Here is a 12,620-nt window from a genome sequence, read left to right as displayed (position 1 = left end):
GATTCGTCGTCGAACAGTGCATCCAGCCGGGGCGTGCTTTGCACGCGTGCCGCGAGTTCCTGGGTATTCCTCACTCTCGCGGGCTAGTGAGGGGGCGCACTTCTCATGAATCCGTAAGGTCTTGGCTATATGTGACTGAATGTCAGGAGATAGGGGGGCGGAGCATGAGGAGTGAGTATGGGCCTTAAGCGCCCCCGGGCCGTCGGCTGGTGGCTGATGTTCATCGCGGCGGGAACGGCCGCATCGATCGCATCGGTCGCCTTGTCGACCTCGGAACCGCCTGTGTCGGCACAGCACTCGCCGACGGGGAAGGTCTATCGCGCTCCCGCATACGGCGCATACGTCCACTACGACGGCGCCACCGCGACGGAGCGGATGAAGGAACTCAGCAAGTGGCTGAACGGTTACGAGCTGCGTGTCGGACGCACGTATCTGCCGGGGGACTTGTGGAGCAATATCGAGGGCGCCCATGGATTCCTGGACAAGTGGGCCGAGTGGCGCCGGGCTAAGGACGACCGGCTCTTCGTGCTCAATGTGCCGATGCAGGAGCGCAACGAGGAGGGGCTCTCCGACGCCGAGGTCAGACAGCTTCTGCGGCGCGGCGCGGCCGGCGAGTTCGACAAGCACTTCAAGGTCCTGGCGACCCGGCTGGTCGAACTGGGGGTGCCGGACACGATTCTGGTGCCGGGCTGGGAGATGAACGGCATCTCGTACACCCATCGCTGCGGCCCTGATCCGGTGAGCTGGAAGCTGTACTGGCGGCGGATCGTCAACGTGATGCGTTCCGTGCCGGGGCAGAAATTCAGATTCGACTTCACTCCGAACCGGGGAATGGACGACATTCCATGGACCGCGTGCTATCCCGGTGACAAGTTCGTGGACATCATCGGCATGGACTCCTACGACCATCCGGAGGGGATGTCGTTCGACGAGGAGATCTCAGAGCCTTACGGCCTTCAGCACCAAGTGGATTTCGCGAAGGCTCACGGTAAGGAGATCTCGTACCCCGAGTGGGGGCTGTCCCAAAACGGTGACAACGCGACCTACGTGCTGAGGATGCTCGCGTGGATGGATCAGCACAAACCGCTGTACGCCACGTTCTCGGACTACTGCCCGTACGGTCTGTGGCAGTGCTCCAAGCACCCCTACTCAGCCGCCCTGGTCCGTGTGTGGCTGGCCGCGCAAGTCGACCCGCGGCGGGGATCGCCCATTGTCTCGTGGCCAGAGCCCACGCCCACGGCGTCCGCGTCGGCCCCGCCGGACGAATGAGGGCCTGTGCCACAGCTGTGGCACAGGCCCCGAAGGCGAACGAATTGACTCCCGGGCGCCGGCCCGGGAATCCGTCAATGGCCGTACACGGTCCGCAACATCGTCCGTTGCCGCTCCGGACTGTGCTCGACGAGCAGCTCGGCCATCCTCTCCTCGGCACCCTTGCTGGGACCGTCCTTCAGCAGGGCGACGGCCGCAGCGGCCAGTTCTGCCGGTGTGTCGACCAGGCCGGGCAGGCCCAGGGACTCCAGCGCCGGGATACGCCGGGCCACGACGGGCCGCCCCAGTCCGACCGCTTCCAGGAGCGTCATCGGTGCTCCCTCCCACAACGCGGTGTGCGCGTACACGTCGGCCTGAGCGAGCAGTCGTTGAAGGTCATGGTGGTCAAGCCAGCCGGTGACCGTGACACCGGCCCGTTCCAGCCGTTCCCGGTGGGCGGGTTCCCCGTCGCCGAGCCAGACCCAGTTGCTCGACGGCATCAGCTGCTTCCCCCGGGCCGCCGCGTCGGCGAAGAACGCGGGGTCCTTCTGTGTGCACAGTCTTCCGACCGCGGCGACGGTCGGCGATGGCAGGCCGGCGTCGCTTGTGCCCGGGCTTGACCGAGGGCGCACCACATTGGGCACGTAGACGGTTCGCTGCCGCTTTCGGAGCAACCGGGCAAGTTCGGTTTCCCGAGGGCTGGAGCCCGCCGCGATGCCTGTACGGCGGGACAGCACGCACTCGGCCACCCACACCGCCGCCGATGCGGCCCAGGAGAGGTCGCTGCGCTCCATCGCGAAGCCGTGCGGGGTGTAGACGATGCGCCGCGTCGGCACGGAGGCGGCGAGGCGCACATATCCTCCGGCCAAGGAGGAGTGGGCGTGGACGACGTCCGGCCGCAGCTCCCGGAACAGTCGTCCCACTTCGCGGACCCGTGCCAGGTGGCCGGGCGGCATCCGCCAGACCCCGTCGAAGGCTGTCTCCTCGTCGGCGACCTGGTAGCCCTCCCGATCACCCTTCAGCAGCAGGTGCCGCGCCTCCGGAAGGGCCCGTACGTAGTCGTAGACGATCGCTTGCACACCGCCCTGCCACGCCTCCGCTACGTGCAGGACGGTCTGCCGCCCGTCCGCCTGTGGCGCCATGCCCGGGTCACCACGCATGGCGCGTCCTGAGGACGGCGGGCAGCGTGCGCAGGAGGATCGACACATCGAGCCGCAGGCGCCAGTCGTCTACGTACTGCAGGTCGAGCTGGATCGCCTTCTCGGCCGTGATGGTCGAGCGGCCCGAGACCTGCCACAGTCCCGTCAGCCCCGGTTTGACGGACACCCGCTTGGTCCGGTCCTCCGGGCTCAGCCTCATGTGCTCACCGCCCGGGCAGGGGCGCGGTCCCACAAGCGACATGTCGCCGCGCAGTACGTTGACCAACTGAGGGAGTTCGTCCAGTGAGGCTTTGCGCAGGAGGCGGCCGACCGCTGTGATGCGGGGATCGTGCCGTGGCTTGGCCAGGAAGGGGTCGACGACCATGATCCTGGCGCGCCCGTCGGCCTGCGCCACGTCCACCGGACGCTCGGACGCGTGGCGGTGCATGGTGCGGAACTTCAGCATCGTGAACGGCCGTTCCCCGAGACCGACCCGAGTCTGCCTGAAGATCACGGGCCCGGAACTGCTCAGGGCCACGGCGAGGCCGATGACCAGCATCAGCGGCAGAAAGACGATCAGCAGGACCGCGGAGAGCACGATGTCGAGCATGCGCTTGGCGCGGGAGCCGGCGCAGCGCGGACGGGGTGTGCCGATGAGTGGTGGCCGCGGCGTCGCCGCCGAGCTCTCCACCTCGTTCAGCACGGGGGCTACTCCTTCCAAGGCACTACTCCTCCCGAGACAGGAAAATGCGACGTTCGAGACGTTCGAAAATGGGTGCGACGGCGCGAGATCGGCGTCACACAGGGGCGAGTTGGCCCACGCTCGCGTGAGCGCCCGTGCCCGCGCGGAACTCCGCGATGTAGTCGCGCAGGGCGATCCTGGGCTCCCAACCCAGCGCCCGTGCCCGGGAGTTGTCGGCCCGGCCCCGAGTCCGTTCGCCACGGCGGGCGGGTACGAACTCGATCGGCGCTCCGAACATCCGGGCCACGTCGATCACCCGGTGCTCCTCGCCCCGGCCCAGCAGATATCCGTCGCCGGACCCCTTGGCCGCGCAGATGAGAATGCCCTCGACGATGTCGTCGACGTGCGTGAAGTCCCTGCTCTGCGTGCCGGGTTCGACCACGGTGAGGGGGCGCCCGAGGCGGTACTGCTCCTCGAAGATGCCGATCACTGTTGCGTAGGTGCCGGTCGAGATCTGGCCCGGGCCGTAGACGTTGTAGAAGTACGTGATGACGTAGTCGAGCCCGAACCAGTCGCCGTAGTTGCGCAGGTACTCGACATTCTTCGCTTTGGTCCAGGCGTACGGGTTGAGGTGCTCGTCGCGGCCGCCGTTGCCGAACTTGGAGCTGGAGCCCGCGTAGACCAGGCGGGCCTCGTGCTCCTGGCACAGCGACACCACTTCCTTGGTGCCGAGCAGGTTGAACTCCCAGACCCGGTCGGGCTCGTCGAAGGACTGGGGGATGCGGGAGTACTCGCCGAGGTGGTGGACCGTGCCGATGCGGCCGAGGCCGTGCCTGGCCCAGATCTTGGCGATGTCGGTGGTGCAGCCCTCCAGGTACCGGACGCGGTCGTCCTGGACGTGGTTGTCGCGGCTGCCGGTGAAGTAGTTGTCGACGGAGACGATGCGGGTGCCGGGCGCCTTGGTCAGGAGCTTCCGGATCAGATGGCTGCCGATGAAGCCGGCGCCCCCGGTGACGAGGGTGAGGCCGTCGCGGTCGTCAGACATGGGCCATCTCCTCGTGGTGGGCGGACTCCAGACGGGGCTCGCCGGCGGGCGCGTGGACGGTGCCGGTGCGGCGGCGGTGTCCGATGCCGCGGCCGATGGCCTGGTAGGTCCAGCCGGCCTGCCGCCAGGCTGCGGGGTCGAGGCAGTTCCGCCCGTCGAGCACCCGGGGGACCGAGACGACCTTGCCCAGGACGGCGGGGTCCGCGTCCCGGAACTCGGCCCACTCCGTGAGGACGCACACCAGGTCGGCCCCGGCCCCGGCGGCCTCGAGGTCGTCCGCGTAGTCGAGCAGGGGTTCGGCGCGCCTGGCGTTGTCCGTGCCCATGGGGTCGTAGACACGCACCCGCGCCCCGGCCGCGCGAAGTGCCGAGGCGACGGCGAGGGCGGGCGAGTCGCGGACGTCGTCGGAGTCCGGTTTGAAGGTGGCGCCGAGTACGGCGACGGTGTGGCCGGTCAGATCGGGGTGCGAGCCTGCGGGGGTGCCGCCGAGCATGGTGGCGGCGAGCTCGACGGTCCTGGCCCGGCTGCGCTGGTTGATCATGTCGACCTCGTGCAGCAGGCGCGGTGCGCCCACGGCGCCGAGCTCGCTCGCCCGGTGCTGGAAGGCCCGGATGTCCTTGCCCAGACAGCCGCCGCCGAATCCGACCCCCGCACGCAGGAAGGCCGGGCCGATCCGCGGGTCGTGGCCCAGGGCCTCGGCGAGCTCGGTGACGTCGGCGCCGGCTGTGTCGCACACCTCGGCCATGGCGTTGATGAACGAGATCTTGGTGGCGAGGAAGGAGTTGGCGGCGACCTTCACCAGCTCGGCGGTGGCGAAGTCCGTGATGAGCAGCGGCAGTTCGCGCCCTTCGTGCTCGGCGAGCCGGTAGAGGCCCTCATGTGCGGCGTGCAGCCGCGCCAGTACGCTCTCGTCGCGTACGCCGAACACGATCCGGCTGGGACGCAGGACGTCCTCGACGGCACGTCCCTCCTGGAGGAACTCCGGGCTCCAGGACACGTCGACCGCGAGGCCTTCGGGGGCGTGTTCCCGCGCCAGCCGCTCGACGTGCTCGGCGGTACCCACGGGGACCGTCGACTTGCCGACGATGAGCGCGTCCCGGCGCAGATGGCGGGCGAGTGCGGTCACCGCGGTGTCGACGTGGCCGAGGTCGGCTCCGAGGCCGTCGGGTCTTTGGGGTGTGCCGACGCAGATGAAGTGGATGTCCGCGAAGCGGGCTGTCTCGTCGATGTCGGCGGTGAAGGAGAGGCGGCCTGCCCCGAGATTGCGGCGTAGCAGCGTATCCAGTCCCGGTTCATGGAACGGCAGGACGCCGGAGGCGAGCCGCGCGGCCTTCGCGATGTCGTTGTCGTAGCCGATCACGTCGTATCCGAGGTCGGCGAAACAGGCGGCGTAGGTCGCGCCGAGATATCCGGTGCCGATGAACGAGAGCCGTGGGCGTGGGGTGTCAGCGGACATCGTGAGGGATGCTCCATTTCCTGATCTCTGCTGGGATGACCGGCATTGAACTGACCGCCGCTAACTTGGTCAGGAAATTCGGGGCGGGCGGCGAATTCATATATACACGGAAATGGAGTCTGTCCAGGTGGCCTGACGCGACGCCGACGCATATTGTCATCCAAAAGGCCGCCCGGCCCACGCCCGGACGGCCTGCCATGAAATGTTCAGCTGTCGTCAGAGATCCGACGCTCCGTCATGTTCCGTCGGCGCCACGGTGGTTCTCGTTGCCGGCGCCGCTCCGGGACCACGCCCGACTGCGCAGGATCACCTTGGCCCGGGCGCGCGCGGCGGCCTCGCCGGCGGCGGTCGCCAGCAGCGGTGCGGTGCGGCGACGGGCCAGCAGGAGGCGCTGGTTGACGACGGACTCGGGGTGCCAGCGGTACTTGTACGGCTCGTTGCCGCGCAGCAGGCTCAGCACCCGGTGCTCGCGGGACGCGAGGTACTCGGCCGACGCGCGCACCACCATCGTCGCCACGTCCGCCTTGCGCTTCCGCAGCGTCGGATGGACGCCGTACAGATAGACGCCCGCCAACTGGCGGGACAGCAGCGTCAGATCGACGGCCACGACCTCGTCCTCCAGCCGGTACTCCCGCACCAGCGCCTCGCCGGAGCGGGCCATGGGCACGGTCGACCGGACGAGATGGTCGAGAAAACGCGGCCGCAGATGCTCCGGCGTCACGCCCCTGCCCTGCCACTGCAGTTGATGCAGCTCCAGCATGCGCCGCAGCGATGACGCCGTCTCCTCGGGGGCCACGACACGCGACTCGACGCCAAGCCTGGTGAGCTTGTTCAGCTTGTTGCGGATCCGCTGGGAGCGTGTCTTCGGCAGCCGCCCGAGCAGATCGTTCATGGGAGCGGCGGGTAGTTCCAGGCACTCGGAGTCGCGCAGCCGGCGGCGCGGGCCGCCCCAGATGCGGTAGATCCGCTCCATCGCGGCACCCGGCCGCACCTCCCGGAAGTCGATCAGCGCGGTACGGGCCTCGTCGTGCAGGGCGTCCGCCAGCGCGAGTGTGCCCTGTACGACCGCCTGCTCGTCGAGGAGCACATCGCAGAAGTCGGTGATGGCGCCGCCGATCGGCACCAGCGCGGGCAACGGGTAGTGCACGCGCATGAGCGGCGCGGCGGCCACCAAGGTGCCGCGCCTGCGCACCAGCACGAGCCGGAGCCGGCCCGGCCTGCCGTACGACAGCCACCATGAGTGCACCCAGGCGTAGCTCTGGAACGGCGTCGCCGCCGGAGACGCCCTGTGCAGGCGCGTCCACTCCTCGGCCAGCCCGGCGAACACGCGCTCGTCGGTGCAGATCTCCACCGAGAGCGGGCTGCCGGACGCGGTCATCCGAGCTGCTCCTGCGCATCACCGGCGTGGGCCGGAGCCGGCACCGGCGCGCGCGTCGAATCGTCCTGGTCCGTGCTCTGCCGCGGCCGGACCAGCAGCGCCAGGCCGCCCAGCAGACCTCCCGCGCTGGCGCCCACGAGCGTGGTCAGCGCGGGGGACGCGGACGACGGCTGGGCGGGCTTCAAGGCGCGGGAGAAGCTCACCAGCTTGATGCCGGTGGTGCCGGCGGCGTGGCCGGCATGCTCGGTCAGCGAGCGGGTCACGGCGTTGGCCATGTCGGCGGCCTGAGTGGGGCGCGTGGAGGTCGCCGAGATCGAGACCATCGGCGCGTCGGGCGAGGTCTGGGCCCGCACGCTCCTGCGCAGCGTCCCGACCGGAACATCGGCCCACATCTGCGCGTACCCGAGCACCGCGAGCTGCGTGGCGACACGGCCGTACGCCTGCGCGAAGCCCAGCGCCGCCTGCGAGTCGACGTAACTCTGCTTGACCGGTACGGCCATGACATAGCTGGTGGCCGTGTACTGCGGGGTCTGCGCCGTGCCGTACAGGCCGCCGGCCGCGGCGCCGAGCAGTACGCCGGCCGGCAGCAGCCACCGCGCCGGCAGCCGCGTGGCGCGCGCGAGGGCCCGTAGGGCACGTCGTGCGGGCTGAGGGGAGGTGTCGGTCGTCATCGGGTCCTCACTTCCAGGGGTGCGTCGGACAGGACTGCCGAGTACAGGTCCACCGTCTGCCGGGCGATGTTCTGGATGCTGTTGCGCTGGACGACATCCGGGACGGTTCGCTCACCGGGACGCGCCGCGTACAGCCGCAGCACTTCCCGCGCGTACTCCTCGGCACCGCACGGGACCTGCCGGGCGGTCGGTACCGCGTCGGGGGGCAGGTCCGAGACGGCCGGGGCGGACGTGTACAGCACCGGGAGCCCGGTCGCGAGTGCCTCCACCACGGCCATGCCGTAGGTCTCGGATGTCGACGGGGCGGCCAGCACGTCCATCGCGGACATCAGGTCGGGCATGCCGGGCGCGTCGTCCCCGGGGTCCGGTACGTACGGCCGCTCGCCCGTCATCACCACCCGGTCCGCGCCCCCCAGTGCCCGGGCGGTGTGCCACAGCGCCGACTTCTCGGGACCGTCACCGACCAGCAGCAGCCGTACGTCGGCGGGCAGCCGCGGCAGCGCGCCCACGAGCACCTCGAAGTGCTTGCCGGGAATCAGTCGGCCGACGCCGCCGACGACATACGCGTCCTCCGGCAGCCCGTAGTGCATCCGGGCCTTCTTGCGGCGCACGTCGTCGAACCGGAACAGGGCCGGGTCGAAGCCGACCGGGATGACGCGGATGCGTGACTCGGGCACCCCCCACGCCCGCAGTTCCTCGGCGCCCGTCGGCGACACGGCGATCGTGACGCGGCCGAGGCGCTCGCCGAGCAGATACAGCGCGCGCACCCCCGCCGTCAGCCGTCGGCCCTCCAACTCCACGCCGGACAGGCTGTGTTCGCTGGCCACCACCGCCCGCACCCCCGCAAGGCGCGCGGCGATCCGCCCGTAGAGGCACGCCCGGTAGAGGTGGGTGTGGACGATGTCGTAGCCGCCGGCCCGGATCAGCCTGACGAGACGGGGCAGGGCGCGCAGATCGCGGTTGCCGCCCATGCCGAGGTGCAGGACGCGGATCCCGTCGGCCCGCAGCCCGTCGGCCACCAGGCCGGGCCGGGTCAGCGTGACCACGTCGCACTCCACCTCTGACGGCAGATGGCGCAGGAGCTGGCGCAACTGCTGCTCGGCGCCGCCGGCCCTGAGGGCGGTGATGATGTGCAGAACTCTCATGCGCTCGTCTCCAATGCGCGGCCCCAGACACGGGCCAGCCGTCGTTTCAGTTCCAGATGCACCGCCGTGTCGGCCTGCCTGATGTTGATGCGGGGCAGCGCCAGATCACCGGCGGCTTCCCGGCCGGGCGCGATGGCGCAGGCGTACCGGTAGCCCGCGCTGCGCACGGCGGCTCGGACGCGCGCGTCGATCGTGCCGTACGGGTAGCAGAAGCCCTCGACGTCACCGCCGGTGATCTGGGCGAGGAGGGCGCGGCTTTCGTGGAGCTCGGCGTGCAGCAGGTCGTCCGGGAGGGCGATGAGGTCGGTGTGGGTGAGGCCGTGCGAGGCGATCTCCATGCCGGCCGCCGCGATCCGGCGGACGCCGTCCGCGTCGAGCAGCGGCTTGCGTGGTCCGTACGACTCCCAGTCGTTCCCGCCGCCGAGCCGCCCGGCGACCAGGAACACGGTGGCACTGCACCCCCGGCGGCGCAGCACGGGCAGCGCGGTGGTGAGGAAGTCGGCGTACCCGTCGTCGAAGGTGAGCCCGACCAGGCCGCGTTCCTCGCCCCGGGCACGCGCCGCGAGCAGCTCGCGCATGCTCACCCCGCGCAGGCCGCGCCCGCACAGCCAGGCGAGCTGGCGGTCGAGGCGGTCGGGGGAGACGGTGATGTGGTGCGGGTCCTCCGGGCAGTCGGAGACGGAGTGGTACATGGCCACCCAGGCGCTGGGGCCGCGCCGGGTACGCCCTCGTGCCGGCGGCGCGATCGCGTCGCGGGATGCGGAGCCGTCAACGACCATGGCGTGCCTTTCGGGTGAGGAAGCGTCGGACGGCGAGTGCGGCGACACGCGTCAGGTGCCGGGCATCCGCCGCGTCGAGGACCCACGCCAGCAGCAGGAAGACGACGGTCACACTCACGCCCCCCGCGGCGACCGCGGCCGGCGGCGAGGCGAACGCCCCCGCGCAGAAGAACCCCGCTCCGGCCGCGCACGCGGCGGCGACAGCCGCCTTGGCCAGCTCGATGACGAGTCCGCGAACTCGCACGGGCACGCTGTGCGAGCCCAGCCCGTGCAACAGGATCAGCCCGGTGAGGGTGATACCGGCCGCATTGCCTAGGGCGATGCCGCGCGCGTCCCAGTGGCTCGCGCTCCAGGCGTCGATACCGGCGGTGGCGACCAGGCCCACGGCCATCGCCCCCGCCGGGTACCAAGTCGCGCGCCCCGCCGAGAAGTACGACCGCAGAAGCGTCCCCACCAGCGCCTGGCCGAGCAGCCCGAGCGTGTACACCCGCAGGATGCCGGCGGTCGCCGCGGTGTCCTCGGCGGTGAAGGCGCCACGCTCGAAGAGGACCTGGACGATCTGCGGCGCACAGGCCACGATCGCGGCGGCGCCCATCAACGCGATCGAGGCCACCAGGACCAGGTCCTGCTCGATACGCTCCCGGGCCCGCCGCAGATCCCCCTGGGCGATGGCCTGCGCCACCACGGGATACGTCACGATCGCCAGCGTCAGCGCCAGCAGCATCGGGTACTGCCCGACCTTCTGGGCGTAGTTGAGGTGGGAGATGGAACCGCTGGGCAGCTCGGACCCGAAGTAGCGCTCGACGAGGACCTGCGAGTGGCGGCACAGCGCGAAGACGAGAACCGCGCCGACCAGGGCGAGCGTGAGCGGCCGGCCGTCCTCCTCGGCCTCCGCGGACGACGGCTGCCGGGGCCCGCCGGAGATCCTGCGCCACAGGGCGATCCCCTGGACGGTGACCATGAGGCACCCGCCGAGTGCGACGCCGAACGCGGCGGACCGTACGCCCCAATGCCCACCGAGGGCGAACATCGTGACGATGATCGCGGAGTTGGACGCGAGGGAGATCGTCGCCGGTGCGAGATACGAGCGGTGCGCCCGCAGCGCCGCGCTGCAGTACCCGGCCAGTCCGAAGGTCAGCACGCACGTCGCCGTCAGACGGGTGCAGTCCACGGCGAGGGACGGATCGGGCAGGCCCGGCGCGAGGACGGAGACCAGCAGCGGCGCCGCGACGATGAACAGCGCCGCCATACCGGCGAAGGCGAGGCCCAGCCGTGGCAACGACGCGGCGATCAGCGCCCGCACCGGGTCGGGCGAGGTGACGCCGCGCGCCCGCTGGGCCAGCGCCACGCTGAACGCCGGGACCAGCACGATCACCATCCCGTCCTCGATCAGCAACGACCCGGCCAGCTCCGGCAGGGTCCAGGCCACCAGCAGCGCGTCGGTCTCCCCGCTCGCCCCGAAGAAGTGCGCCAGCGACTGGTCCCTGGCCAGCCCGAGCAGCGACCCGAACATGGACAGCACGGTGGTGAGCAGGGTCGCCTTCGCGAGGAAACGGCCCGAGGGGGCCGACGCGGTCGCCGTGTCCGCGGCACGGGCGGTGGCCCGGCTTCGCCCCGGAGCGTCGTCCTGCTCGGTGTCGGGAAGTCCGGCCGGGACAGAACCGGTCGACGTGGGCCTCATCGCGGGCCCTCTTCCGACGCCGCGGTCGTGGCCGGCGCCGCGCCGCCGCCCAGCGCCCACCAGGCCGCGAGTCCGAAGTCCAGGGCCACCAGGGTGGCGGAGCCTCCGCCGGTGTCGGCGTACGTGAAGTCCACGAGCTGCCACAGGAGCAGCCCGCAGCAGATCAGCGCGCAGTCCCGGTCGTGCCGTCCCGCACGGGTACGGACCAGTCGACGCAGCCCGCACACCAGCAGGGCCAGCCAGCTCCCCGCCACCGTCACCACACCCACCAGGCCCTGCTCGCTCAGGACCGTCAGGTACATGTTGTGCGGGGAGAAGAAGGGCTGGCGGTAGAAGTCGTGGCCGGCACCGTCCGTGTCGGCCGCCGACTCCAGTGCGAGCGGCGCATGGCCGTCCCGGTACTCCGGGAAGGCCTTCAACCCGACACCGGTCACCGGCTGTTCGCTCCACATGCCCAGCGCGGCCGACCACAGTGCGTACCGGTCGAGAACCGACTGGTCCGGAGCGGCGGCGACCTGCGTGATGCTGTCCAGCCGCTCCTGCAGCATCGACGTACCCACGCCGAACCCACCGACCAGCACCACCCCTGCGGCGACCGCCGCCACGAACACCTTCACCGCCCGCCGCACCCCGGCCAGCAGCAGCTGTGCCCCGCAGGCCACGGCCGTGGCGATCCAGGCACCCCGGCTGAAGGACAGGACGAGGGGAACGAGCAGAGCCAGCGCGCACACCGTGGCGACGACCCGCTGCTGCCGCGCCGGGGCCTCGAGCGCGAGACCCGTGGCGGCCGCGATCCCGGACGCGACGACCGTCGCCATCCCCATCACTTCGGTCGGCCCGAACGTGCCCACCGCCCGCACGAATTCCCCGTCGTACGAGGCCCCCGTACCGGTCAGATACTGGTGCACCCCGACCGCGCCCTGCCACACCGCGAGACCGATCACCGCCCAGGCCACCAGCCGCAGATCACGGCGGTCGCGCAACAGCAGCAGCACCGCGACCGGGACGAGCACGAACACCTGGACGCTGCGGGCCAGCCCCATGAGTCCCTCACCCGCACTGGGCGTGACCGTCGCGGCGACCGAGAAGCCGATCACGGGGAGCCCGAGGACCACGGCGGCCGTGCGCGTCAGCGGACGCCGGGCCTGACGCGCGGTGTGTACGACGGCCCAGAGCACCACCAGCCCGGAGGCGGCGTCGGCCGGGGTGACGCCGTCCGACATGGGCGGCAGCCCGATCAGCGCGATCAGCGCCACGACGGGCAGAACGGGAGCGGCCCGGCGCAGCGCCGGCAGGGGCAGCGCCCACGGTGACGCGGCTGCGAGCGTCGTAGTCATGTGGGGTCGGTCTCCCTGCATTTCGGGATTTTGAACCAGCACCTGTATGTATCTGAGAA

11 protein-coding genes are annotated in these 12,620 nt (G+C 70.8%); 1 reads left to right on the top strand and 10 read right to left on the bottom strand.

The genetic code is table 11. The features are described from left to right. Positions 1-177 precede the first annotated feature (177 nt). The gene (locus AB0I98_RS10005; RefSeq protein ID WP_362938045.1) at positions 178-1,269 is read left to right on the top strand and encodes a glycosyl hydrolase; all 1,092 of its coding nucleotides are present in this window, start codon (positions 178-180) and stop codon (positions 1,267-1,269) included. Positions 1,270-1,343: 74 nt separating this feature from the next. Here the strand turns inward: AB0I98_RS10005 and AB0I98_RS10000 are convergent, their stop codons facing one another. The 10 genes from AB0I98_RS10000 to AB0I98_RS09955 all read right to left on the bottom strand — a co-directional run bounded on the left by AB0I98_RS10000 (position 1,344) and on the right by AB0I98_RS09955 (position 12,561). After that, positions 1,344-2,408, bottom strand: coding sequence for a glycosyltransferase family 4 protein (locus tag AB0I98_RS10000; RefSeq protein WP_362938042.1), 1,065 nt, complete (start codon positions 2,406-2,408; stop codon positions 1,344-1,346). Further along, entirely contained in the window at positions 2,398-3,090 is a 693-nt protein-coding gene (locus tag AB0I98_RS09995; protein ID WP_362938039.1) for a sugar transferase, read from the bottom strand. The genes AB0I98_RS10000 and AB0I98_RS09995 overlap by 11 nt, the downstream gene beginning before the upstream one ends. Positions 3,091-3,184: 94 nt before the next feature. Next, positions 3,185-4,114 carry an NAD-dependent epimerase/dehydratase family protein gene (locus AB0I98_RS09990; RefSeq protein ID WP_362938036.1) on the bottom strand — a complete coding sequence of 310 codons (930 nt, stop codon included), beginning with the start codon at positions 4,112-4,114 and terminating at the stop codon, positions 3,185-3,187. Next, complete coding sequence (locus AB0I98_RS09985) at positions 4,107-5,570, bottom strand: UDP-glucose/GDP-mannose dehydrogenase family protein (RefSeq protein WP_362938033.1); 1,464 nt, start codon at positions 5,568-5,570, stop codon at positions 4,107-4,109. Before AB0I98_RS09985 ends, AB0I98_RS09990 begins: the two co-directional genes overlap by 8 nt. 235 nt (positions 5,571-5,805) lie before the next feature. Beyond that, positions 5,806-6,948, bottom strand: a complete 1,143-nt coding sequence (locus tag AB0I98_RS09980) for a GNAT family N-acetyltransferase (protein WP_362938030.1) — start codon at positions 6,946-6,948, stop codon at positions 5,806-5,808. Beyond that, the gene (locus AB0I98_RS09975) at positions 6,945-7,619 is read right to left on the bottom strand and encodes a lipopolysaccharide biosynthesis protein (RefSeq protein WP_362938027.1); all 675 of its coding nucleotides are present in this window, start codon (positions 7,617-7,619) and stop codon (positions 6,945-6,947) included. The genes AB0I98_RS09980 and AB0I98_RS09975 overlap by 4 nt, the downstream gene beginning before the upstream one ends. Continuing rightward, complete coding sequence (locus AB0I98_RS09970; RefSeq protein WP_362938024.1) at positions 7,616-8,764, bottom strand: glycosyltransferase; 1,149 nt, start codon at positions 8,762-8,764, stop codon at positions 7,616-7,618. The genes AB0I98_RS09975 and AB0I98_RS09970 overlap by 4 nt, the downstream gene beginning before the upstream one ends. After that, a complete protein-coding gene (locus AB0I98_RS09965) occupies positions 8,761-9,543 on the bottom strand; it encodes a polysaccharide deacetylase family protein (RefSeq protein WP_362938021.1) in 783 nt (260 codons plus the stop codon). Before AB0I98_RS09965 ends, AB0I98_RS09970 begins: the two co-directional genes overlap by 4 nt. Further along, complete coding sequence (locus AB0I98_RS09960; protein WP_362938018.1) at positions 9,533-11,224, bottom strand: lipid II flippase MurJ; 1,692 nt, start codon at positions 11,222-11,224, stop codon at positions 9,533-9,535. Before AB0I98_RS09960 ends, AB0I98_RS09965 begins: the two co-directional genes overlap by 11 nt. Then, positions 11,221-12,561 (bottom strand): O-antigen ligase family protein, encoded by a 1,341-nt coding sequence (locus AB0I98_RS09955; RefSeq protein WP_362938015.1) that lies wholly within the window; start codon positions 12,559-12,561, stop codon positions 11,221-11,223. The genes AB0I98_RS09960 and AB0I98_RS09955 overlap by 4 nt, the downstream gene beginning before the upstream one ends. Positions 12,562-12,620: the final 59 nt, after the last annotated feature.

This window comes from Streptomyces sp. NPDC050211, assembly GCF_040656035.1.
Lineage (GTDB): Bacteria > Actinomycetota > Actinomycetes > Streptomycetales > Streptomycetaceae > Streptomyces.
The sequence above is the reverse complement of the archived record's forward strand: the minus strand, read 5'-3'. Positions and strand labels throughout refer to the sequence as shown.